This window comes from Nocardiopsis sp. NPDC101807 (assembly GCF_044766605.1).
GTDB lineage: Bacteria > Actinomycetota > Actinomycetes > Streptosporangiales > Streptosporangiaceae > Nocardiopsis > Nocardiopsis tropica.
In genome coordinates, this window is sequence record NZ_JBIWMK010000004.1 from 554,304 (window position 1) to 578,337 (window position 24,034).

18 protein-coding genes are annotated in these 24,034 nt (G+C 73.3%); 8 read left to right on the forward strand and 10 right to left on the reverse strand.

The genetic code is table 11. The features are described 5' to 3' along the window. Nucleotides 1-4 precede the first annotated feature (4 nt). Nucleotides 5-2,461 (reverse strand): ATP-binding protein, encoded by a 2,457-nt coding sequence (locus tag ACIRPH_RS15295; RefSeq protein ID WP_402914355.1) that lies wholly within the window; start codon nt 2,459-2,461, stop codon nt 5-7. 175 nt (nt 2,462-2,636) lie between these two features. Continuing rightward, a complete protein-coding gene (gene hisS, locus ACIRPH_RS15300) occupies nt 2,637-3,974 on the reverse strand; it encodes a histidine--tRNA ligase (protein WP_402914358.1) in 1,338 nt (445 codons plus the stop codon). Nucleotides 3,975-4,807: 833 nt separating this feature from the next. Between hisS and ACIRPH_RS15305 the strand changes: the two genes are divergently transcribed. The 3 genes from ACIRPH_RS15305 to ACIRPH_RS15315 all read left to right on the forward strand — a co-directional run bounded on the left by ACIRPH_RS15305 (nt 4,808) and on the right by ACIRPH_RS15315 (nt 8,322). Then, on the forward strand, nt 4,808-5,422 hold the full coding sequence (locus ACIRPH_RS15305) for a GTP-binding protein (protein WP_402914361.1): 615 nt from the start codon (nt 4,808-4,810) through the stop codon (nt 5,420-5,422). A gap of 140 nt (nt 5,423-5,562) precedes the next feature. Continuing rightward, the gene (gene secA2, locus ACIRPH_RS15310; RefSeq protein WP_402914364.1) at nt 5,563-7,869 is read left to right on the forward strand and encodes an accessory Sec system translocase SecA2; all 2,307 of its coding nucleotides are present in this window, start codon (nt 5,563-5,565) and stop codon (nt 7,867-7,869) included. A 183-nt stretch (nt 7,870-8,052) separates the two neighbouring features. Then, a complete protein-coding gene (locus ACIRPH_RS15315) occupies nt 8,053-8,322 on the forward strand; it encodes a DUF6406 domain-containing protein (protein WP_267948433.1) in 270 nt (89 codons plus the stop codon). 912 nt (nt 8,323-9,234) lie between these two features. Here ACIRPH_RS15315 and ACIRPH_RS15320 read toward each other — a convergent pair. The 6 genes from ACIRPH_RS15320 to ACIRPH_RS15345 form a co-directional block, all read right to left on the reverse strand. Next, complete coding sequence (locus ACIRPH_RS15320) at nt 9,235-9,585, reverse strand: hypothetical protein (RefSeq protein WP_402914367.1); 351 nt, start codon at nt 9,583-9,585, stop codon at nt 9,235-9,237. A gap of 486 nt (nt 9,586-10,071) precedes the next feature. Beyond that, the gene (locus ACIRPH_RS15325; RefSeq protein ID WP_402914369.1) at nt 10,072-11,004 is read right to left on the reverse strand and encodes a cytochrome d ubiquinol oxidase subunit II; all 933 of its coding nucleotides are present in this window, start codon (nt 11,002-11,004) and stop codon (nt 10,072-10,074) included. Between the two features lie 16 nt (nt 11,005-11,020). Then, entirely contained in the window at nt 11,021-12,271 is a 1,251-nt protein-coding gene (locus ACIRPH_RS15330) for a cytochrome ubiquinol oxidase subunit I (RefSeq protein ID WP_402914371.1), read from the reverse strand. Between the two features lie 193 nt (nt 12,272-12,464). Continuing rightward, nucleotides 12,465-13,139, reverse strand: a complete 675-nt coding sequence (locus ACIRPH_RS15335) for a response regulator (RefSeq protein WP_402914373.1) — start codon at nt 13,137-13,139, stop codon at nt 12,465-12,467. After that, entirely contained in the window at nt 13,136-14,359 is a 1,224-nt protein-coding gene (locus ACIRPH_RS15340; protein WP_402914375.1) for a sensor histidine kinase, read from the reverse strand. The genes ACIRPH_RS15335 and ACIRPH_RS15340 overlap by 4 nt, the downstream gene beginning before the upstream one ends. A gap of 272 nt (nt 14,360-14,631) precedes the next feature. Further along, nucleotides 14,632-15,489, reverse strand: a complete 858-nt coding sequence (locus tag ACIRPH_RS15345; RefSeq protein ID WP_402914378.1) for a spermidine synthase — start codon at nt 15,487-15,489, stop codon at nt 14,632-14,634. A 210-nt stretch (nt 15,490-15,699) separates the two neighbouring features. Between ACIRPH_RS15345 and ACIRPH_RS15350 the strand changes: the two genes are divergently transcribed. Beyond that, complete coding sequence (locus ACIRPH_RS15350; RefSeq protein WP_402914821.1) at nt 15,700-17,436, forward strand: proline--tRNA ligase; 1,737 nt, start codon at nt 15,700-15,702, stop codon at nt 17,434-17,436. Between the two features lie 141 nt (nt 17,437-17,577). Here ACIRPH_RS15350 and ACIRPH_RS15355 read toward each other — a convergent pair whose 3' ends face one another. Next, a complete protein-coding gene (locus tag ACIRPH_RS15355; RefSeq protein WP_402914380.1) occupies nt 17,578-18,039 on the reverse strand; it encodes a ferritin-like domain-containing protein in 462 nt (153 codons plus the stop codon). A gap of 45 nt (nt 18,040-18,084) precedes the next feature. Beyond that, the gene (locus tag ACIRPH_RS15360) at nt 18,085-18,600 is read right to left on the reverse strand and encodes a ferritin-like domain-containing protein (RefSeq protein WP_402914383.1); all 516 of its coding nucleotides are present in this window, start codon (nt 18,598-18,600) and stop codon (nt 18,085-18,087) included. Nucleotides 18,601-18,959: 359 nt separating this feature from the next. Here ACIRPH_RS15360 and rimP point away from each other — a divergent pair, with 359 nt between their 5' ends. The 4 genes from rimP to infB all read left to right on the forward strand — a co-directional run bounded on the left by rimP (nt 18,960) and on the right by infB (nt 24,012). After that, on the forward strand, nt 18,960-19,442 hold the full coding sequence (rimP, locus tag ACIRPH_RS15365; RefSeq protein WP_402914386.1) for a ribosome maturation factor RimP: 483 nt from the start codon (nt 18,960-18,962) through the stop codon (nt 19,440-19,442). A 24-nt stretch (nt 19,443-19,466) separates the two neighbouring features. Then, nucleotides 19,467-20,480, forward strand: coding sequence for a transcription termination factor NusA (gene nusA, locus ACIRPH_RS15370; RefSeq protein WP_402914388.1), 1,014 nt, complete (start codon nt 19,467-19,469; stop codon nt 20,478-20,480). A 28-nt stretch (nt 20,481-20,508) separates the two neighbouring features. After that, the gene (locus ACIRPH_RS15375; protein WP_267950269.1) at nt 20,509-20,799 is read left to right on the forward strand and encodes a YlxR family protein; all 291 of its coding nucleotides are present in this window, start codon (nt 20,509-20,511) and stop codon (nt 20,797-20,799) included. A 231-nt stretch (nt 20,800-21,030) separates the two neighbouring features. Further along, on the forward strand, nt 21,031-24,012 hold the full coding sequence (gene infB, locus ACIRPH_RS15380; RefSeq protein ID WP_402914390.1) for a translation initiation factor IF-2: 2,982 nt from the start codon (nt 21,031-21,033) through the stop codon (nt 24,010-24,012). The last annotated feature ends 22 nt before the right edge of the window (nt 24,013-24,034 follow it).

Genomic DNA, 24,034 nt, shown 5'->3' on the forward strand with positions numbered 1-24,034 from the left:
CCTCTCAGCCACCGTCGCGGGAAGCAGCCCAACCGGTCAACTGCGTCCTGGAGGAGATCGAGAGTTTTCTGAAGATGTTCGCTATATGTCTCGCCGCGGTGGCCTGACTGATGGTCAACCGCTCGGCGATCTCGCGGTTGGACAGGCCCCGCTCGGCGAGTTCGGCGATCTCCCGCTCCCGGGGCGTCAGCGACTCCGGCCCCGTCGCCCTCGGGGCGGGCGGCCGGGGAAAGGCGAGGGCCCGGTCGCGCACCTGCTCCAGGGGCAGCGACCGCCACGCGTTCCAGGCCTCGGACGTCCGGGCCCCGCCCACGAGGCGCTCCACACAGGAGCGCAGCCGCAGCGTCTCGGCCGAGGGCCGGTCCAGGGAGGTGCGCAGGCCGGCGGCCACGCCCGCCAGGGCGGCGGCCCTCTCGGCCTCGTCCTCGGCGAGCGCGAGCTCGGCCAGGGCCTCCAGCGCGCGGGCGACCGCGATCCGCCGACCGGACGTGAAGCTCACCCGCAGGCACGTGGACAGCGGCTCCCGCGCCCTGAGGGGCTCGCCCTCCGCCAGGAACAGGCGGCCCAGGTCCCGCGCGCAGCGGGCGGTCGCCGGGGCCGCCTCCAGCTCGCCGAAGACGGACAGCGCCTCGGTGAGCAGTTCCCGCGCCCGGGCGAAGTCCTGGCGCTCCGCGGCGATCGAGCCCAGCCCGTGCAGGCCGCGGGCCACGCTCCACCGGTCGCCGAGGCCCTCCGCCAGCGTGATGCCGTGCTCCAGGTGGGCCACGGCCCGGTCGGGTTCCCCGCCGCGCCTGGCCGCCTGGGCCAGCACCCCGAGGGTCGTCCCCTCGGTGATCGGGTCGTCGACCCGCTCGGCCCAGCGCCCGGCGCGTCCGGCGTGCTCCAGCGCCTCGTCCGGCCGGCCCGCCCGCAGGGCCAGGGAGGCCGTGGTCGTGAGGGCGGAGGCGGCGGCCCCCGCGTCGCGGCAGGCACGCGCGGCCTCCAGCGCGCACCGGGCGAGCGCGGACACGCGCGGGGCGGGGTCCAGCTCCAGCCGCAGCTCGGCCTGGAGGGCGAGGGCCCGCGCCCGCAGGGACGGGGACTGGTCGTCCGGATCGGCCGCCAGGACCCGCTCCAGGACGCGGCTGCCCTCGGAGGCCAGGTCGCGCACCATCCAGTACGGGCGCAGCGCCACGCACACCCTCAGGGCGTCGTCCACGCGCCCCTGGGAGAGCGCCCACTCCACCATGCGCGAGTGGTTCTCCCGGTGGTGGTCGAGCAGCCTCAGGTACGACAGGCGCTCGCTCCACGCCAGCGGCGCCCGGAAGCTCTTGGCCCCCTCCTCCAGACGCGTGACGGAGAAGCGGAGGTAGCGTTCCCAGCGCGCGTCCAGGTCCCCGTCCTCGGCCAGGCGCTCCGCGGCGTAGGCGCGCACCGTCTCGGTCAGCCGGTAGTGCGCGGTGCCGTCGATCTCGGTGTCCACCACCACCAGGGACTTGTCCAGGAGGGAGAAGTGCAGCGGCAGGATGTCGGAGGCGTCGACGCCCTCGCCGGAGCACACCTCCTCCGCGGCCTCCAGGTACCAGGTGGAGAAGACCGACAGCCGGCGCAGGAGGAGCCGCTCCGGCTCGGTGAGCAGGTCGTGGCTCCACTCCAGGACCGCGCGCAGGGTGCGCTGGCGCGGGGGCAGGTCGCCCGAGCCGTCACTGGTCAGGAGCTGGAACCGGTCGTCCAGGCGGCGCAGGATCTGCTGCACCGACAGCACCCGTACCCGCGCGGCCGCCAGTTCGATGGCCAGGGGCATCCCGTCGAGCATCCGGCAGATCTCCGCGATGTAGCCGGAGTTCTCCCTGGTCATCTCGAACCCCGCGCGGGCGGCGTGCGCGCGGGTGACGAACAGGCGCACCGACTCGTAGCGCTGGGTGTCGCGACGGGGGATGGGCGCCGGGTCGGCCGCGTAGGGGTCGGTGGGGGTGGCCCGTGCGGGCAGCGAGAGCGGCGGCACCCGCCAGATGCTCTCCTGGGGAACGTGCAGGGGCTGGCGGCTGGTGACCAGGATCCGTACCCGGGGGCAGTCGCGCAGGACCGCCTGGCACAGCCGGGCCATCGGCCCCACGGCGTGCTCGCAGGTGTCCAGCAGGAGCAGGAGGTCGCGGGTGCGCAGCGACGTGATGATCGCGTCGGTCATCGTGCGCTCGTCGTCCTCCACCGCCTGGAGGCTCTTGGCCACCGTGCGCAGCGCCTGGTCGTGCGTGGAGGACTCGCTGAGGTCGATGAAGCGGACGCCGTCGGGGAACCGGCGCATCACGCGCTCGGCCAGGTGGAGGGCGAGGCGCGTCTTGCCGATGCCGCCGGTGCCGGTCAGGGTGACCATCCTGGCGGTGTTGAGGAGGCGGCTCAGGTCGACGATGTCGCGCTCGCGCCCGACGAACCTGATGAACTCGCCGGCGGACAGGGGCAGGTTGTGGCGAGGATGAGACATGGCCTCGATCAGTAGGACTCCGAATCGGCCCGCGGGGCACGCCCGGGGACGCGTCGACGCGGAGAAAGCCGTTCCAAGTCTGGCACCCCCCGCCCCGGGCTGTCTCGCCAATGGCCGGTTCCGGCATGAGCGGCCGGAAACCGCCCATGCCGGTCGATGGGGTGCTACGGGTCGACTACCCTGCGCTGTCCGCGCCGGAGCCGGGGGACCAGGAGCCGGGGTCCGCCGGACCCTGGACGCCCGACCCCATGTCCTTCACCTCGTGGGCGCCGTCGGCGTCGAACGGGGGGAACCACACGAAGGGGATGCCCTTCTTGGCGGCGTACTGGATCTGCTTGCCGACCTTGGCGGTGGAGTGGAACACCTCGGTGTTGAAACCGCGGGCGCGCAGCAGCTCGCCGGTGCGCAGGGCGTCACGGCGGCGCTCGGCCCCGGGGACCACGACCATGACGTCGGTGGGGCAGGCCCGCCCCTCCGTGAGCCGCCCCTCGGCGACGAGCTTGGCGAAGATGCGGGTGAGGCCGATGGAGATGCCGACCCCCGGCAGCCTGCGGCGGATGAACTGCCCGGCGAGGTCCTCGTACCGGCCCCCCGCGCAGATGCTCCCGTACCCGGGGTCGTCGTCGAAGGAGGCCTCGTAGACGGTGCCCGTGTAGTAGTCCAGGCCGCGGGCGATGGACAGGTCGGCGACCACGCTGCCCTCGGGCAGGTCGGCGAGGTCCCCCATGACGAAGGCGAGCTCGTCGAGCCCCTCGTCGAGCAGGCCGGAGGAGACCCCGAGTTCCCGCACACGGGCGGCGACCTCCTCGCCGGAGCCCTTGACGCGGGCCAGGGCGAGGCAGGCGTCGGCCTGCTCCCCGCCGAGGCCCTCCGCCAGGAGGATGTCCCGCACGCCGCCGTCGCCGATCTTGTGGAGCTTGTCGACGGCGCGGATGACGGCGACCGGGTCCTCGACCCCGAGGCCCTCGTAGAAGCCCTGGAGGACCTTGCGGTTGTTGACGTTGAGCGTCCAGGCGGGGATGTCCAGCCCGCTGAGCACGCGGTGGACGATGCGGGGGAGCTCGGCGTCGAAGTGCAGGGGGACGGAGTCGACGTTGATGACGTCGATGTCGCACTGGGTGAACTCGCGGAAGCGCCCCTCCTGGGGCCGCTCGCCCCGCCAGACGCGCTGCATCTGGTAGCGCTTGAACGGGAACGTCAGCTCGTTGAAGTGCTGGGCGACGTACCTGGCGAAGGGCACGGTGAGGTCGAAGTGCAGTCCGAGCCGCGCGTCGGAGTCGTCCTTGGCGTCGGCCTGGAGCCGGTGCAGGGTGTAGACCTCCTGGGAGGTCTCGCCCTTGGCCGTCAGCACGTCGAGGTTCTCCACCGAGGGGGTCTCCACCGACGCGAAGCCGAAGGACTCGAACCCGGCCCGGATATGGTCCAGCCAGCGCTGCTCCACGGCCCGGACCTGTGGGGTCCACTCGGGGAAACCGCTGATGGGAGTGGGGCGGACGACGCGCTGATCGGACATGTGGGTTTCTCGGCTCCCTTGGGAGGGTCGGGTCGGTTCGGCTCGCCCTCGGCCGGACGGCGGCGCGGGTTCGCGCGTGCGGGGCCGGCGCGGGAGGGCGAGCCCATCCTACGGCCAACCAGGGGAAGCGGTCCCGGGAGCGGGCGGGGCGCGCGGGCGCGCCGGGTCCGCGGCGGCCCGTGCGGCCGGGCCCCGTGAAGGCGCGCCGGTCGGTGCGGGGTCGCGCGCGGGTCGGTCCAGCCGCCACCGGCCCACGTGGACGGTTGTGGGCCGGTGGGGCGCCGGAACGCCGACCTGAGGTGCCGACCGGCCCGACGCCGAAGAGCGAGACGTCGGTGCGCGGCCGCCCCGGGGCGCCGCGGGGGCTCCCGCGGCGGTCGCGTCCTCGTGCCAGGAGTCCGTACCGCGACCGCGTCGTGGCGCGGGGGCCCTGTCCTCCACCGTAGACTCCGTGGACGGCTCCGGACAGGGATCGGCGCGGCCGAAAGCGGCCGAAAATGACCGCTCACAATGTCGTAAAGTCGACCTTCCGGGGTAGAAGTCTGTGCTTACCTGGTTACGGCCGGTCCTGGGGTGCGGACCCGCCGCCACGGGACGGCTCGGGCCCCGTGGCCGTTCCCGCTGTCCCGGGGCCGCAGGGCCTGCGCAGCCGGGAATGTGGTCTCTTGCACCACTGTTCCCAAAACGCCGTTAGCGGCCTCTTTCCGGTGTTAGGTTCCAGGGGCGGCGCCTCCCGAGAGGGTTCGGACCCCGGGAGCACACCGCACCCCTCAGGACCGGGCCGTGTGAGCCGTATCGTCCGTACTGGCCCGGCACTCTCGCTAGGACTAACTGTGATCGATCCAGCCAACAGCACGAACAACGTCCACGCGCCCACCGCGTTGTCCACCAAGATCATCATCGCCGGGGGCTTCGGGGTCGGGAAGACCACGTTCGTCGGCGCTGTCTCGGAGATCCCGCCCGTCCGTACCGAGGCCGCGGTCACCGCCGCCAGCGCCGGTGTCGACGACCTCTCCCACACCCCGGACAAGACGAGCACCACCGTCGCGATGGACTTCGGGCGGATCTCGCTGGACACCGACCTGACCCTGTTCCTGTTCGGCACCCCGGGCCAGCAGCGGTTCTGGTTCATGTGGGACGACCTGGTCCGCGGCGCGCTGGGCGCGGTGATCCTGGCCGACACGCGCCGCCTGGAGGACACCTTCCAGGCGCTCGACTACTTCGAGCGCCAGTACCGGCTGCCCTTCGTCGTCGCCGTCAACGAGTTCGACCCCGAGGCCCCGTACAGCGCGGAGGAGCTGCGCGACGCCCTCGACCTGACCCCGGAGGTTCCCGTCGTCTACTGCGACGCCCGCGACAAGCAGTCCGTCGTCGGGGTCCTGATGACCCTCGTCAAGCACGCCATGGCCGTCGAGGCACGCCAGCGCACCCGTCGCCAGCTCGTGTGACGCGCGGGCGCCCCGTGCACGGGGCGCCGCGGGCGCCCCGTGCACGGGGGCCGGACCCCCGGTCCCGCCCGGCGCGAGGGCGCCCCCGGGGTTCTCCGAGGGGTTGTGTCCGGCGTTACCCTGTGGTGGTGTTCGGACGAATGGCGGAAAGCGTCCGCCGCCTACTGGGCAAGCCCGGTGCGGTGGACCTGCGGCCCTATACCAAGCTCCTGTCGGCGATCGAAGCCGAGGAGGATGGTCTGCGTGAGCTCGACGACACCGAGCTGACGGAGAAGGCCATCGAACTCGGCAACGCCGAACTCCCCTACGATCGCAACGACCTCGTGTCGCTGTGCGCCGTCGGCCGCGAGGCCGCTCGGCGCTCACTGGACGAGCGCCCCTTCGACGTGCAGCTCCTCGGTGTCATGGCGCTGCTCGACGGCCACGTCGCGGAGATGGCGACGGGCGAGGGGAAGACCCTCGCCGGCGCCCTCGCGGCGGCCGGGTTCGCACTGCGCGGCCAGCGCGTGCACCTCCTGAGCGTCAACGACTACCTGGCCCGGCGCGACGCCGAGTGGATGCGCCCCGTCTACGACATGCTCGGCGTCACCGTCGGGTGGATCACCGAGGACTCCACCAAGGAGGAGCGCCGCGCCGCCTACTCCTGCGACGTCACCTACGCCGCCGTCAGCGAGCTAGGCTTCGACGTCCTGCGCGACCGCATGGTCACCGACATCGGCGACAGGGTCGTGCCCCCTCCCAACATCGCGATCATCGACGAGGCCGACTCGGTCCTCGTCGACGAGGCCCGGGTCCCGCTCGTCCTCGCGGGGGCCGCCGAGAGCGTCGCCGCCGACGTGGAGATGGCGGACGTCGTCCGCGGGCTCAAGCCCCGCCTGCACTTCGAGATCGACGGCGAGGGGCGCAACGTCCAGCTCACCGACGCCGGCATCGACGCCGTCGAGAAGGCCCTGGGCGGGGTCGACCTGTACTCGGAGGACGACACGTCGGTCCTCCCGCAGGTCAACCTGGCCCTGCACGCGCACGTGCTCCTCCAGCGCGACGTCCACTACGTGGTGCGCGACGGGGAGGTCCGGCTCATCAACGAGTCCCGGGGCCGCATCGCCCTCCTCCAGCGGTGGCCGGACGGCCTCCAGGCCGCCGTCGAGGCCAAGGAGAAGGTCGCGGTCAGCGAGACCGGCGAGGTCCTGGACTCCATCACGGTCCAGTCGCTGGTGCTCCGCTACCCCACGCGCGCCGGTATGACCGGCACCGCGATGGCCGTGGCCGAGCAGCTCCGCGAGTTCTACGAGCTGGAGGTGGCGGTCATCCCCTCCAACAAGCCCAACGTGCGCGAGGACCACGGCACGCGCCTGTACGCCACGCGCGAGGAGAAGGAGGACGCCCTCGTCGCGAAGGCGGAGGAGGTGCACAAGTCCGGGAGACCGATCCTCATCGGGACCCAGGACGTCGCGGAGTCCGAACTGCTCGCCAAGCGCCTGCGCGAGGCCGGCCTGGACTGCGTGGTCCTCAACGCCAAGAACGACGCCGACGAGGCGTCGATCATCGCGGAGGCCGGCACCCACGGCGCCGTCACCGTCTCCACCCAGATGGCCGGCCGCGGCACCGACATCCGTCTGGGCGGCAGCGACATGGCCGACCGCGAACGGGTCGTCGAGACCGGCGGGCTGTACGTGATGGGCTTCGGCCGCTACCCGAGCAGTCGCCTGGACGGGCAGCTGCGCGGACGCGCGGGGCGCCAGGGCGACCCGGGCGACTCCATCTTCTTCGTCAGCATGGACGACGACCTGGTGGTGAACAACGCCCCCGAGACCACGGGGTACGAGACCACCGCCGAGGGCGAGATCACCGACGGCGGCTGGTTGCACATGGTCGACCACGCGCAGCGGGTCGCCGAGGGGCAGCTGCTGGAGATCCACCGCAACACGTGGCGGTACAACCAGCTGATCGACGTCCAGCGCGACGTGGTCCTGGAGCACCGCGAGATGGTCCTGACCGGGGACCAGGGCGACCGGCACATCGCGCTGGACCGCAAGAAGCACCACGGGGCGCTCGTGGAGGAGGTGGGGGAGGAGAAGGTCGCCCAGGCGGCCAGACTCATCACCCTGTACCACCTGGACCGGGGCTGGACCGACCACAACGCGTTCCTGTCGGAGCTGCGGGAGGGCATCCACCTCCGGTTCCTCGGACGCCGCGACCCCCTGGACGAGTTCAACCGCGACGCCGTGCCGGTGTTCAAGGGCTTCCTGGACGAGGCGCGCGCCCGTGCCGCGGAGAGCTTCGAGGAGCTGGAGGCCGAGGACGGCGAGCTCGACGTCAGCGGGGTGGGCGTCAAGCGCCCGTCGATGACGTGGACCTACATGGTGCACGACCACCCCTTCAGCTCGGCGTTCGAGACCCTGGTGGGGCGGCTCAAGGGCGGACGGGGCACGGCCGACCGGGACTGAGGTTTTTCGGCAAGGACGGTTTCCTGCGCGGGTCGGGACTTTGGTCCCGGCCCGCGCATTACCTTTGTCAGCTATTCTTCTGAAACGTCGGCCAGACGCGAAATCGCCATGCGCAATTGCCTGGACCGCGTTAACATGGCTGCGTTTTCAACGGAAACCGAGACGGTTGGGACTGAATCCACTGTGGTTCACGAAGTCGGCGCGCAGGAGAAGATCAGTTACGGCCGGAACGACCGCTTCGCGGGCGGGCCGGTCGGTGGGGGCAGCTTCTGGATCGACGATGAAGGCCGACCCGTGGCCAAGATCGGCGGACCGAAGGAGTGGCGCCCCACGCCCATGATCGACGTCCACGTAGGAGATGTGTTCAGTGTGGGAGGGCAGGTGTGGAGGGTCACCGATATCGTTGACGCGGACAACCCCTCCGCCTATCTGCTGGCCACGCGAATAAGCTGAGCACCGCCCGGGCGGCCGCCCGGGGTGCAAACGACTTGCTCGGATCCGGAATCGCAACCCCGTGCAACCTTTCCACGGGAAGTCACGGATTGTTTCCATTTCCGGTTTTATGGATGTCGGAATTTTGTCGGTGGAGGCCGCCTCGCGGGGGCCGAAGCGGGCCGCGTCGGGGCTCCCGTGAGTTCTGTGATTTCTGGGGTTTCGTGAGTGAAACGGCGCCATGGCTCTGCGTCACCGCAGTTCAGCGCGTGTCTCCTGATATGGCCGGGAGGAATCGAGACGTTCCGGTTATCTGAAGGAGGGTGTTCGTGTTACCGCTGAATCGTTAACGTCTGTGGAGCAGGGCGCGCCTCGGCGCACGGGGAGGGCACCACTCTCGGCGGTTTCCGGGCCGCTGCGCCCTGCCGCCCCCCGAAGCCGGTCCCAGGGGCTGTCCCCCGCCCCTGGGCCCGGCGGCCGCCCCGCTCCCGGGGGCCGGCCCCCGTGCCGACCGGTCGCCCCGGCGCCTCCCGCCGGTACCGTGCCTTCCGCCCCGCCCGCCCCGCCCCGTGCCGGCCGGGCCCCCGCCGTGGCGAACCCCTCGCCCTCCCCGCCGCGCCGTTCCCGTGTCCGGCGGTTCGGCCGGGGCGCCCGCCGTGCGGCGCCGTCCCGACCGTGCTCGGAGGCATCGGTAGGACTTGTTCCTCCCGGCGGGGTGGTGAACCGGGCCCATGTCCTCCTTGCACGAGTTCTGCGGGCGGGTCTTGCGGTAGAACGCGTTCCAGTATTAACCTCTGCGTATACCTGGCCCGGGTGAGGGCGCCCGGCGGTTCGGTCGCCGGGCGTCGGCGCACGGCAGGTGAGAGAGGACCGTCGCCCGTCGACGTCGGATCGCGCCCCGACGCCGGCGGGCGACGTCCGTCGCGGCGCCGCTCAGCCCAGGAGGCGGGCGAGTTCGGCGAAGGTGGGGCAGGGCCAGGTCTGGCGGCAGCCCCCGCAGCGGTGCTCGTCGCAGCCCTCCCGCCCCTCCGGCCGGTGCAGCCGGAGCAGGTCGGCGCAGACGCCTGCCAGTGCGGCCACCTCGTCGCGGGCGTTCGCGTAGAAGGCGACGTCGTTGATCCTGGCGAGGGCGCTGTCGCAGCCGGCGTCCGGGAGGCCGACCGTGTCCGGCGCCCAGGGGACCGCCCGCACGGAGCGCTCCCGGATGCCCTGTACGCACCGGAGCAGCCTCGCGTGCTCGGAGAGGCCGCCCCTCCGCGGCGCCGGCGTGGTGAACGGTGACATCGCTGATCTCCCCCGATGGGTGGATACGCAGCTTCACGTAGTGACACAGCGTATCTCCGGTGTCGCGCTTTGTCGCGACCTGCCGGGGGTGTGTGGCCCGGTGGAAACACGGGCGGGCCGCCCCCGGGGGGACGGCCCGCTGTCTCGTGGCGTCTCAGCTGCAGCCGCCGCCGCAGCTGCAGGAACCGCCGCTCTGGCAGCCGCATCCGCAGCCCGTACCGCAGCTGCATCCGGCCAGGTCGGGGAGGGTGGTCAGGGGGTGGGTCACAGTCACTCCTCGGGGCTTTGCAGCGCCCGCGCGCGATCACGCCGGGATCCCCCCGGGACGGGAGGGGCGTCGCGGGCGTGTCTCCCGAGAGCTGGCCTGCCCCCTCCCGGACTTCCCCAATCCGCCGTGGGAACCCCGCCGAGCCGTGACCCGGCGTGCACGCGTCCGTCACCGGCTGTCCGCGACCGCGGCGAGCTGGGAAGCAGCGGCTCCCGGGGTCAGGCGAAGAAGGTCGCCCCGACCGCCGGCCGGCGTGTCATTCGGTAGAGCCAAACCTGACCGATGAGCATGACCGGAATGACGGGCAGCAGGGTCGCCCAGACGAACGTCCCGGTCACGGCCGGGACCGGAGACGACGGGAGGTGCGCGGCCCAGGCCACCATGAGGCCCGGCACGGCGATCGCGAGCGCCGACGTGTGCCGGGAGAGCATCGGCCCCGCGAGGCCGCCGGTCGCCGCCAGGGACGCCGCGAGCACCGCCACCGGGGCCGCGGCGAGCAGGGGCGGGGCGGGCTCCGGGCCGCCCGGGAGAAGCGCGGCCGCGGCGGCCGCCGCCGTCGCGCCCAGGGCCAGCCGGGACAGCGGGCGGGTGACCCGTGCCGCCACGTCCGCGCTCTCCGCGTCGGTCGGACCGACCAGGCGCTCCGCCCCGAAGGCCGCTCCGCGCAGCGCGAACAGGGCCGTCACCACGAGTGCGCACAGCACGGTGAACGCGCTCGCCGTGAGGCCGCCGGTGAGCAGCCCCGCGACCACCAGCCCCCACATCGCCGCGACGGTCCAGCTGCCCGCGACCACCGCGGCGTCGCAGGCCAGGCGCCAGCGGGGCCGGTCCACGCGGGCGCGCAGCCACAGCCCGGCGTCCCGGACCAGCCACGCCGCGAGCAGGGCGGCGAGCACCGGCCACAGCTCGGCGACGACGTGGTGCTCCAGAACGGGGAACAGCCCCGCCATGACCCCGGCGGCGGCGACCAGCCACACCTCCGAGGCGAGGAAGTAGGGGGCGATCGCCGCGACCACGCGGCGGCGCTGCCCGGGGCCGCGCGCCACGTGGGGCATCAGCATGCCCAGGCCGATGTCGGAGCCCGCGAGGACGAGGTAGCCCACGACGAGCAGGGCGAGCAGGGCGGAGGATGCGAAGGACAGGACGTCCATGGTGGTGCTTCCTGGTTCAGAACGTGTGGACGGGATCGGCGGGCCCGACGGGCCCCTCCTCACGGCGCTCCGCGAGGGGGCCGCCGTCGGGACCGCGCCGGGCGTACCGCACGAGGAGCCAGTAGGTGACGGCCGCCAGGACCGCGAACGCGGCGGTGAAGAAGGCGAAGGAGAGGACTGCCGCGCCCGGGGGCATGGGGGTCACCGCGTCCGCGGTGGTCAGGTGGTGCACCACCGTCCAGGGCTGCCGGTTGGTCTCCCGGAACACCCAGCCGCCGATGCTCGCCAGGTAGGGGACGAAGGGGGTGGCGACCAGCGGGGCGAGGAACCACCGCCACCGGTCCAGGCCGCCGAGGGGCCAGGCCAGCAGCATGAGCGGGCCGAGCAGGAACAGCACGGTCCACATGCCCGTCATGAGGCCGTCGGCGGTCGCGTTGACGCCGTGCAGGAGAGGTCCGCCGGGGGAGGCGGCCTCGATCGCCGCGATCTCCTCGGCGGTGTGGGTCAGGCCGCTCGTGGGCGGGGCCTCGCCGAACAGCTCGAACTGGATGCCGCCGAAGACCACCACGAACACCGGTGCCACGCCCATGACGAGCGCGGCGTAGCGGATGCCCCGCCGGAAGATCCCGTGCGGGTCGTCGCGCCGTACCAGGTGGTAGGCGCTGGTGGCGGCCACCACCAGGGCGCCGACGGTCATGGCGCCGGAGGCGACGTGCCCGAAGGCCGCCGTGGCGGCGGGGTTCGTCATCAGGGCGACGGGGTCGGTCAGCTGCGCCACGCCGTCCACGACCTCGAACCCGACGGGGTTGCGCAGGAACCCGTTGGAGACCAGGACCCACCACGCCGAGGAGTAGGCCGTCACGGTGACCACCGCGAAGCAGGACAGGTGGGCCCAGCGGCCCATGCGGTCCCAGCCGAAGATCCACAGCCCCAGGAAGGTGGACTCGACGAAGAACGCCGTCATCGTCTCCAGGGCCAGCGGCGCCGCGAAGGTGTAGCCGAACATCTCGTGCAGCCCGCTCCAGTTGAGGGCCAGCTGGAACTCCATCACCAGGCCCGACAGGACGCCCATGCCGTAGTTGACGAGGTAGAGGCCTCCCCAGAAGCGCACGGCGGTCATCCGCGAGCGGTCGCCGCGCGAGGCGGCCAGGAACTGGGTGGTGAGGATGTACGGGGCGAGCCCGAGCGTCAGCGCCACGAACATGTAGTGCGTGGCGGCGGTCAGCGCGAACTGGAGCCGTGCCAGGAGGAGCGGGTCTTCGAGCATCGTCGGGCCTCGCGTTCGGCGGTGGGGACACGCCAAGGATCCGACGGGGGCGGCGGCGGGCGCATCGTCCCGGCGGGGGCACCGGGGGGCCGCCCCCCGGTGTACGCGCCGCCCCGCCCGTACTCCCGCGGGTGTAGGGGGAGACCCCGAGGCGTCCCCGGCGCCCCTCGGGGGAGGGCCGGGGCCGGGCCGGTCAGGCGTCCCGGCTCCACCGCGGCGTGACCAGGGCCGTCTCGTAGGCGATGACGACCAGTTGGGCGCGGTCGCGCACGCCCAGCTTCACCATGGAGCGGCTGACGTGGGTCTTGGCCGTGGCCGGGCTGACCACCAGCCGGGCGGCGATCTCCTCGTTGGACAGCCCGCCCCCGACCAGCGCGACCACCTCGCGCTCGCGGTCGGTGAGCCCGTTGAGGCGGACCGAGGGGTCCGGGGCGCGGGGCGGGCGGCGGGCGTAGTCGGCGATCAGCCGCCGTGTGATCGCCGGTGAGAGCAGCGCCTCGCCCGCGTGCACGACGCGCACCGCCTGCAGGAGGTCGCGGGGCTCGGTGTCCTTGACCAGGAACCCGCTGGCCCCGGCGCGCAACGCCTCGAAGATGTACTCGTCCAGGCCGAACGTGGTGAGGATGACGATCCTCGTCCCCGGGAGGGCGCTGTCCGCGAGGATGCGCCCGGCGGCGGCCAGGCCGTCCACACCGGGCATGCGGATGTCCATCAGGACCACGTCGGGCCGTTCCGCGCGGGCCAGCCGGACCGCCTCCTCGCCGTCACCCGCCTCGGCGACCACCTCGATGTCGGGGGCGCTGTCCAGGAGCGCGCGGAAACCCGCGCGCACCAGGACCTGGTCGTCGGCGAGCAGCACCCTGATCACTGCGTCCTCGTCTCGTCGGTGGCGGAGGCGCCGCGCGCGTCCGGCGGGGCGGAGCCCGGCTGTCCCGGCCCGGCCGGCCCCGACGGCAGCCGCGCCCGCACCCGGAATCCTCCCCCCTCCAGGGGGCCCGCGTCCACCGTGCCGCCGATCAGGGCGGCGCGTTCGCGCATCCCGGTGATGCCGTTGCCCGGCGCCGGGGGGCCGACCGTGCCGCGGCCGTTGTCCGTCACCTCGACCACCAGGGAGGACGCCCCGTGCTCGATCCGCACCCGGGCGGCCGTCGCCCCGGAGTGGCGCACGGTGTTGGTGAGCGCCTCCTGCACGGTGCGGTAGGCGGCGGAGTCGGTGCTGACGGGCAGGCGGGCGGGGGTTCCGACGACCTCGACCTCCACGTCGAGCCCCGCGGCCCGCGTGCCCTCGGCGAGTTCGCCCACCCGGTCGAGCCCGGGGACCGGCGACCTCGGCGCGACCTCGTCCACGGCGCGCAGCACCCCCAGCATCCCGCGCAGCTCGGTCAGGGTGTCCTTGCTCGTCTGCTTGATGGTGGCCAGGGCCTCCGCGGCGCGCCCGGGCTCCGTCTCGATCAGGTAGAGGGCGGTGCCGGCCTGCACGTTGATCAGCGAGATGTTGTGCGCGACGGTGTCGTGCACGTCCCGGGCCAGCCGGACCCGCTCCTCCGACGCCCGGCGGAGCACCTCCTCCTCCTTCGTGCGGTTCGCCTCGACCGCGCGCTCGCGGTCGGCCCGCAGGTACTCCTGGCGCCAGCGCACGACCTCGCCCGTGCACAGCAGCAGCATGACCCAGGCGACCATGCCCACCGCCTCGAAGCGGAACCCGCCGCCCACCAGCAGCTCGTAGGCGTTGACCGCGACGAACTGGCCGACGCCCAGCGTCCACCCGGACACGCGGTAGCCCCAGCGGACCAGGGTGTAGAGCATGACGGCGGTGCACAGCATGACCGCGCCGTCCGGGAAGCCCAGGGGGTAGTAGACGGTCGCGGAGGCGATCGAGACCAGGCCCACGGCGCGGGGGAAGGCGGTCCGCCACAGGAGCGGCAGGCACGCCGCCAGGACGAGGGCCCATCCCCACGGCCAGGGCTCGCGGTCCGTGGGGACGGGGGCGACCCACTCGATCACGAGCGTGCTGCCCACGGACAGGACGAGCAGGACCGGGGCGAGCCAGGCGTCGGTGCGCGTGGGGCGCGGAAGTAGTGCTGCCACACCCACGACAGTAGGGGCGACCCCCGGTGCGGCGCGTCGTCCTCGGGGGTGCACTTCGCGCGTCGGCGTACTCCCCGCGGAGTACGCGCCTCCGCGCCCCGCGCCCGGGGGACGCCCGGCGGGGCGCCGCGACGCCCGCGGGCACGGGGCCCCGCCGCGTCCGGCCCGCCCGTCACCGTCGCCCGCGGCCACAGGACCCGCGCCCCGGGGGACACCGCCGGCCGGGAGGGGAGTCCGGTTCCGGCCGTTCGCGCCGGGGCCCGGCGGCGGGCTCAGAACACGTCGTCCGGCGGCGCGGGGGAGTCGACCGCGTCCGCGTCGTGGACGGGCGCGCGGCCCGAGACGAAGCGGTCCAGCTCCCCGCCCTCCAGCAGCCGGGCCATTTCCGGGTCGCGGTGCGCGAGGCGGCCCAGGTCCTCGGAGGGGAGCGGCCGGCGCCCGGCCACCAGGACGAGGTTGCCGAACCGGCGCCCGCGCAGGATGGCGGGCGCGGCGGTCAGGGCCACGTGCGGCAGCACCGCACGGGCGGTCGCCACCTGGGCGCGGGTGTGCTCCAGGGAGTGGCCGTCGCCGATGTTCACCGCCAGCAGGCCCCCGGGCCGCAGCACGCGCGCCATCTCCCCGTAGAACTCCACCGAGGTCAGCCGCGCGGGCGTGCGCGCCCCCGAGAACACGTCGCTGACGACCAGGTCCGCGCTGTCGGCGTGCCGGGCGCCGATCCACTCACGGGCGTCGCCGATCCCCACCCGCAGCTGCGCCCTGCGGTCCCACGGCAGCCGCCGCCGCACCATCTCCACCAACGGGGCGTCGACGTCCACCGCGCGCTGCCGCGAGCCCGGGCGGGTGTGCGCCACGTACCGGGCCAGGGTCAGCGCCCCCGCCCCCAGGTGCAGTGCGTCGATCGGTTCGCCCGGGGGCGCGACGAGGTCGGCGGCGTGCGCGATCCGCCGCATGTACGAGAAGTCCAGGTAGGACGGGTCGGACAGGTCCACGTGGGACTGCGGCGTCCCCTCCACCACGAGGAACCACGAGTCGGACCGGTCCGCGTCCGCGAGCAGCTCCGTCCCGGGAACGCCCTCCGGCTCCCCGGCCCCGTCGGGTCCCGTGTCCCGAGTACCGCGTCTGCCCATGCTCTTCCCCGTTCGTCGGCGGCGTCCGCCGGCCCCTTCGCCGGCCGCGCCCGCCGCCCGGATCGCCGGCCACCAAGCCTAGGTACGGGCGGGAGCGCTCGCGCAACCCACGCGCGAACGCGTCCGCACTACCGCTAGCCTGGGACTCCCCTAGTCCTGATCCCCACGCCCCACGGGCGTGTTCACCGAGGAGTGGCCGTGCTGCTGCGGATGTCGAACCTGTTCCTTCGCACCCTGCGTGAGGACCCGGCGGACGCCGAGGTGCCGAGCCACAAGCTCCTCGTGCGCGGCGGGTTCGTGCGCCGGGCCGCCCCCGGGGTCTACTCCTGGCTGCCCCTGGGCAAGATGGTCCTGGACAACGTCGCCCGCGTCGTGCGCGAGGAGATGGACGCCATCGGCGGCCAGGAGGTCCTCCTGCCCGCCCTCCTGCCCAGGGAGTACTACGAGGCGACCGGCCGCTGGGAGGAGTACGGCGACACCCTGTTCCGCCTCAAGGACCGCAAGGGCGCCGACTACCTGCTCGGCCCCACGCACGAGGAGCTGTTCACGCTCCTGGTCAAGGGCGAGTACTCCTCCTACAAGGACTTCCCCGTCGTCCTGTACCAGATCCAGGAGAAGTTCCGCGACGAGGCGCGCCCCCGGGCGGGCGTGCTCCGCGGCCGCGAGTTCCACATGAAGGACTCCTACTCCTTCGACATCGACGACGAGGGCCTCCGGGCCTCCTACGAGGCGCACCGCGCCGCCTACATCCGGATCTTCGACCGGCTCGGGCTGGAGTACGTGATCGTCTCCGCCACGTCCGGCGCCATGGGCGGGTCCGCCTCGGAGGAGTTCCTGGCCGTGGCCGCGAGCGGCGAGGACACCTTCGTGCGCAGCACGGAGTCCGACTACGCCGCGAACGTCGAGGCCGTCGCCACCCCGGCGCCCCCGGCGCTGCCCGTCGAGGGGCTGCCCGAGGCGGTGGTGCACCACACCCCGGGCACCGCGACCATCCAGACGCTGGTGGACTTCCTCAACGGGGCCGGACTGGGCCGCGACTTCAGCGAGGCCGACACCCTCAAGAACCTCCTCGTCAAGACCCGCGAGCCCGGCGCCGACGAGTGGAAGCTGCTGGCCATCGGCCTGCCCGGCGACCGCGAGGTCGACCTCAAGCGACTGGAGGCCGCCCTGGAGCCCACCGAGGTCGCGCTCCTGGAGGAGGCCGACTTCGCGGCCAACCCCTTCCTGGCCAAGGGCTACATCGGCCCCCTCGCCCTGCTGGACAACAAGGTCCGCTACCTGGTCGACCCGCGCGTGGTCACCGGCACCGCCTGGGTGACCGGCGCGGACAGGGCCGACCACCACGTCATCGACCTGGTGGCCGGGCGCGACTTCACCCCGGACGGCGTCATCGACGTCGCCGAGGTCCGCGACGGCGACCCCTCGCCCGACGGGCGGGGCACGCTGTACACCTCGCGCGGCATCGAGATCGGCCACATCTTCCAGCTCGGCCGCAAGTACACCGACTCCTTCCAGGTGGACGCCCTCGGAGCCGACGGCAAGCCCAAGCGCGTCACCATGGGCTCCTACGGGATCGGCGTCTCGCGCGCCGTCGCCTGCGTCGTCGAGCAGTCCCACGACGACAAGGGCATCGTCTGGCCGCGCGCCATCGCGCCCGCCGACGTGCACGTGGTCGGCACCGGCAAGGGCGAGCAGATCGAGGAGGCCCTGCGGATCGGCGCGGAGCTGGAGGCACGCGGACTGCGCGTCCTCGTGGACGACCGCAAGGGCGTCTCGCCGGGCGTCAAGTTCACCGACTCCGAACTGCTCGGCATCCCGACCGGCGTCATCATCGGCCGCGGGCTCAAGGACGGCCTGGTGGAGCTGCGGGACCGCGCCACCGGCGACCGCGAGGAGGTCGCCCTGGCCGAGATCGTGGACCGCACCGTCGCCGCCTGCCGCGGCTAGGGCGCGTCCGGCGGGCGGCGCCCGCCGCACAGCGGGGCGGGCGTCCGCCGGGCACGTCCCGGGGCGCCCGTCCCGCCGCCGGCCGGGACGGCCGACGGCGGGAAACCGGGGAGCGGCCCCGGCCCCTCGCGCGGGATCCCGTCAGGCGGTCTCGAAGCCGGGGAGGGCGTCCAGCTCCCCGCCCCACTCCAGTCCCCGCAGCGTCGTCTCCTGGAGGGCGCGCGCCGCCCTCGACCGCAGGCCGGCGTCGCCCGACGCCGTCAGCCACAGGTACGCCCGCGCCGCCGCCTCCTCCAGCCCGACCGCGAAGGCGTCGAAGCCGTCGTCGTCGCGCCCCTCCGGCAGGGGGTACGTCGCCAGCGCCGAGGGCGCCTCGAAGCCGCGTTCCACCGCCGCCGCGCGCAGCGCGTCACGCAGGGCCTTGTGCTGCTGCGCGGCCTCCAGGGCCCGCTCGCGCCGGCCCCGGTCCCCGGCGGCCCCGCCGACGAACTCGTACCCGTACACCGCCGCGTGCTCCGCGCTCAGCGCCTCGGCCAGCGCGTCGGGGCCGGGGTCCGTGCCGGGGTCCGCCCCGCCAGGGGTGGACGCGGGACTCTCGCTCACCAGTACCGCCTTCAGGTTCGTGGATGCCGTGCGGGGAGGCCGGGCCTAGGCCCGGGCCAGAAGGTACGCGTGTCCTGCCTCGCAGGCGCCGATGCCGCTGATCAGCTGGGCCAGGCCGGGGTCGGACACGGCCGCGGCCTGGTCGAGGCGCGCACTCGTCGCCGCCGACTCCAGCAGGCGCAGCCCCGCCGCGTCCAGCGCCTCACCGGGCGCGGGTCCGTCCTGCGCAGGGGTCCCCCCGCCCTCGGCCGGGTCGGCGGGAGGGGTGGGGGAGGCGCCCTCGGGGAGCGACTCCACGAGCGCGTCCGCATGGGTCAGGTGGTGCTCCAACAGCCGCTCCAGCAGGTCCGCCGGCCCCGCCCCGTCGGCGATCGCGGCCTCGTAGAGGGCCACCGTCCGCTCCTTCTCCCGGATCACCGACCGGAGCACGTACTCGTCCGGGGTCACGTCCGCGGGGTACCACTCCGCCCCGCCGCACCCGGCCAGACCCGCGACCGCCGCTCCGGCCACCGCAGCGCCCAGCACCGTGCGGCGGCTGACGCAGCCGTTCACCTGGCCCACGTGCTCTCCTTCCGTGCCCCGCGCCGTCCCTCGCCGGCGCGTCGGCCGTCCGGGACGGCCACGGCCCCATCTTTCCACGGTCCGCGCGGGGCCCGACCCGGTCCGACACACCGCTCCACACGGGCTTTCCCGCTTCCCGGGGCCACGCCGCGGCGCGTCCCGGACACCGACGGCGACCTGGAAGGCGTCCGGGTGTGGATACCCTTGCAGCACAACCGCCGTCGCACGCGACGCGCGGCCGGTCCGCGTCCCTCGGGGGCGGACCGTTCAGTCGCAGACTACGTACAGAGCTGGACCGCCCCGTACACCGGCCCGAGGCCGAGCGGGCGGGATTTCTCCGCTGGAGGGGCAGACACCACATGGGAGCGCAGGCACGCGAAGAGCGCATCGCCGAGCTGCTGGAGCCGGTACTGGCCGAGGCCGGACTGGACCTGGAGGCCGTCGAGCTGACACCGGCGGGCAAGCGCCGGGTCCTGCGCGTCGTCGTCGACTCCGACGACGGGGTGGACCTGGACCGGGTCGGTGAGGTCAGCCAGGAGGTCAACGCCGCGCTGGACGCCTCCGACGTCATGGGCGAGCTGCCCTACGTCCTGGAGGTCACCTCGCCCGGGGTGGACCGCCCGCTGACGCAGCCGCGCCACTGGCGGCGCTCCCGTGGACGGCTGGTGAAGGCAGCCCTCGCCGGGGGCGGCGACGTCACCGGCCGGGTCACCGACGCCGACGACGAGGGGGTCACCCTCGACGTCGGGGGCCGGCCCCGCACCCTCGCCCACGCCGAGCTCGGCCCGGGCAGGGTCCAGGTGGAATTCCGTCGCGAAGCCGACACCGACGCGGCGGACTAGAGGGGGAGCCCCGTGGATATTGACATGAGTGTCCTGCGCAGCCTGGAGCGCGAGAAGGACATCGCGGTCGAGCTGGTGGCCAAGGCCATCGAGGACGCGCTCCTGATCGCCTACCACCGCGAAGAGGGACCCGACAAGAAGGCCAGGGTCGAGCTCAACCGCTCGACCGGCCACGTGACCGTGTGGGTGTCCGAGACGAACGAGGAGGGCGAGGTCCTCGGCGAGTTCGACGGCACCCCGTCCGGATTCGGCCGCATCGCGACCTCCACCGCCAAGCAGGTCATCCTCCAGCGCCTGCGGGACGCCGAGGACGAGCTCACCCTGGGCGAGTTCGCCGGGCGCGAGCACGACATCGTCTCCGGCATCATCCAGCAGGGCAAGGACCCCCGGAACGTGCTGGTCGACCTCGGCAAGCTCGAAGCGGTCCTGCCCCCGCAGGAGCAGGTCCCCACCGAGACCTACACCCACGGGGAGCGGCTGCGCGCCTACGTGGTCCAGGTCCGCAAGGGCCACCGGGGCCCGTCGGTCACCCTCTCGCGCACCCACCCCAACCTGGTGCGCAAGCTCTTCGAGCTGGAGGTGCCCGAGATCGCCGACGGCACCGTCGAGATCTCGGCGATCGCCCGCGAGGCGGGCCACCGCACCAAGATGGCCGTACGGTCGCACCGGGGCGGGGTCAACGCCAAGGGCGCCTGCATCGGCCCGCTCGGCAGCCGTGTCCGCAACGTGATGGCGGAACTCCACGGAGAGAAGATCGACATCGTCGACTTCTCCGACGACCCGGCCGCGTTCGTCGCCAACGCCCTGTCCCCGGCGCGGGTCAACTCCGTGGAAATCCTCGACATGGCCGCCCGGGTGGCGCGGGTCGTCGTGCCCGACTACCAGCAGTCCCTGGCGATCGGCAAGGAGGGCCAGAACGCCCGCCTCGCCGCCCGTCTGACCGGTTGGCGCATCGACATCCGCTCCGACGCCGAACCCGTGGGCGGTCCCGCCGACGGTGACGGAACCGACGGCGACGACGCCGCCGCGGCCGGTTAATCGGGTCGCGGCGATGCCCCGACGCGATATGGTGGCCGGAGACGGTCCCGACGGCCCCGTGCGCACATGCGTGGGGTGCCGGTCTCGGGCAGTCCAGTCCGACCTCGTGCGGCTGGTGGCTGTGGGCACGGCCATCATGCCCGACACCCGGGGTCGACGTCCGGGGCGTGGCGCCTACCTGCACGACGACCGGCGGTGCCTCGAGCTCGCCGAGCGTCGCAGGGTATGGTCCCGCGCCTACCGGAGGGGAGCGGGTGACGCCGGGTGGGACCTCTCACCCGTGGAGGCCCTGCTCGATGCCGCCCCTCGTGGCGGATAGGCTTAACGCTCCCGATAGGGTTGGAATGTCTGGGCCGGTCTCCGGGTTGTCATAACCGAGGTCGGCGTACCAGTGCTGTGTCGGCACGCGAGTACCGACCCATTGTTGTGTAGCGATGAGGAAGCAGGTCGAGATTGCGATGAGCGCCTGATGAGTACGCAGCGATGAGTAACTCGAGCTAACGACGGTCCGGCACAAGCCCATGTCCCGGACCGAAGCTGAAGGAGAGTAGTGGCGAAGGTCCGGGTGTACGAACTCGCCAAGGAGTTCGGTGTAGAGAGCAAGGCCGTGCTGGCCAAGCTCAACGAGATGGGCGAATTCGTCCGTTCGGCGTCCTCGACGATAGAGGCCCCCGTCGTGCGACGCCTCCAAGAAGCCTTCAACAACGGTTCCGACGGCGGCAGGAAGGGCTCGGCTCCCAAGCCCGGCCCCCGCGCCGCGTCCGAGCCGGGTGCGGCCCCCAAGCCGGGGCCCGCTCCCAAGCCCGGCCCGAAGCCGGGTCCGGCAGCGCCCAAGCCGTCGGCCGCGCAGGGCGAGTCCGCCCCGCGTCCCGGCGCGCCCAAGCCCGGCCCCAAGGCCCCCCGCGGCGAGGCGGGCACCCGCCCCGGCGGTGCGCCCAAGCCCGGTGGCCCGGCAGGCCGGCCCGAGGGTGTGCGCTCCGAGGAGTCCCGCCCCGAGGCCGGGCGTCCCGAGCGCGGCGAGCGCCCCCCGCGGGGCGACCGTCCCGAGCGCGGCGAGCGTCCGCAGCGGGGCGACCGCCCCGAGCGCGGCGGCGCCCGTCCGGGCCCGCGCACGTCCGGTCCGCGTCCGGGCAACAACCCGTTCGCGTCCAACGCCTCCGGCATGGGCTCCAAGCCCGCTCCGCGTCCCGGCGGCGCTCCCGGCGCCGGCGCTCCGCGTCCGGGCGGTCCCCGTCCGGGTCCGCGTCCCGGCCCGCAGGGCGGCGGCGACCAGCGCGCCCCGCGTCCCGGCGGCGCCGCGGGCGCTCCGCGTCCGGGCGGTGCGGCAGGCGGACCTCCGCGTCCCGGCGGCGGCGCCGGCGGGCCCCGTCCCGGCGGTCCGCGTCCCAGCCCCATGAACATGCCCTCGTCCCGTCCGGCCTCGCCCGCGGGCGGCGGTCGCGGCGGCGCCGGCGGCGGTCGTCCCGGCGGCGGCGGTGGCCGCGGTCGCGGGGGAGCCCCCGCGGGTGCGGGTCCCCGTCCCGGTGGCGGCGGCGGCGCGGGCGGCGGTCGTCCCGGCGGCTTCGGCGGCCGTCCCGGCGGCGGCGGTCGCGGTCGCGGCGGCGGAACGGCCGGTGCGTTCGGCCGTCCGGGCGGTCGTCCCGGGCGTGCCCGCAAGTCCAAGAAGCAGCGGCGCCAGGAGTTCAACGACCTCCAGGCACCGTCCTTCGGCGGCGTCAAGATCCCGAGCGGCAACAACCAGGTCATCCGCCTGTCCCGCGGCGCCTCGCTGTCGGACTTCGGTGACAAGATCGACGTCAACCCGGCGTCGCTCGTCCAGGTCATGATGCACCTGGGTGAGATGGTCACCGCGACCCAGTCGCTGCCCGACGAGTCGCTCCAGCTGCTGGGCGAGGAGCTCAGCTACCGCATCGAGGTCGTCAGCCCCGAGGACGAGGACCGCGAGCTGCTGGAGTCCTTCTCCATCGAGTTCGGCGAGGACGACGGAACGGCCGAGGACCTGCGTCCCCGTCCGCCCGTGGTCACCGTCATGGGCCACGTCGACCACGGTAAGACCCGACTGCTGGACACCATCCGCAAGACCAACGTCGTCAGCGGCGAGGCCGGCGGTATCACCCAGCACATCGGCGCCTACCAGGTCGCCACCGAGGTGGACGGCGAGGAGCGCAGGCTCACCTTCATCGACACCCCGGGTCACGAGGCGTTCACCGCCATGCGTGCCCGCGGTGCGAAGGTCACCGACATCGCGGTGCTGGTGGTCGCGGCCGACGACGGCGTCAAGCCGCAGACGGCCGAGGCCATCGACCACGCCAAGGCGGCCGAGGTGCCGATCGTGGTCGCGGTCAACAAGATCGACGTCGAGGGCGCCGACCCGCAGCGGGTCCGTGCGCAGCTCACCGAGTACGGCCTGGTCGCCGAGGAGTACGGCGGCGACGTCCAGTTCGTGGACATCTCCGCGCTCAAGGGCGACAACATCGACGGCCTGCTCGAGTCGATCGTGCTGACCTCCGACGCGGCGCTCGACCTGACCGCCAACCCGAACATGGACGCCCAGGGTCTGGCCATCGAGGCCTACCTGGACCGCGGTCGCGGTTCCATGGCCACGGTGCTGGTCCAGCGCGGCACGCTCAACGTGGGCGACTCGATCGTCTGCGGCGACGCCTACGGCCGTGTGCGCGCCATGCTCGACGAGCACGGCGACAACGTGCAGAGCGCCGAGCCGTCCCGTCCGGTGCAGGTGCTGGGTCTGACCAACGTTCCCAGCGCCGGCGACAGCTTCCTGGTCGTCAAGGACGACCGGGTGGCACGTCAGATCGCGCAGCAGCGCGAGGCGCGCGAGCGCTTCGCCCAGCAGGCGCGTTCGGCCCGCCGCGTCACGTTCGAGACCTGGCAGGACGCCCTCAAGGAGGGTGAGCGCTCCGAGCTGCTCCTCCTCATCAAGGGCGACATGTCCGGCTCGGTCGAGGCCCTGGAGGAGTCGCTCCTCAAGATCGACTCGGGTGGCGACGAGGTCAACATCCGCGTCATCGGCCGGGGTGTCGGTGCGATCACGCAGAACGACATCAACCTGGCGTCGTCCGCCGACGCGATCATCATCGGCTTCAACGTTCGGCCCGAGGGCAAGAACAGCGAGCTCGCCGATCGCATGGGCGTCGACATCCGGTACTACTCGGTGATCTACCAGGCCATCGACGAGGTCGAGGCCGCGGTCAAGGGTCTCCTCAAGCCGGTCTACGAGGAAGTCCAGCTCGGCAGCGCCGAGGTCCGCGAGGTCTTCAAGGTTCCGAAGATCGGCAACATCGCGGGCTCGATCGTCCGCAGCGGCCTCATCCGCCGCAACACCAAGGCGCGGCTCATCCGCGAGGGTGTCGTCATCTCCGAGAACCTCACCGTGGAGTCCCTGCGGCGGTTCAAGGACGACGCGACCGAGGTCCGCGAGGGCTTCGAGTGCGGTATCGGTGTCGGCTACAACGACATCCGCGTCGAGGACGTCATCGAGACCTACGAGATGCAGGAGAAGCCCCGCGACTGATCCTCGCGGAGCCTGATCCGAA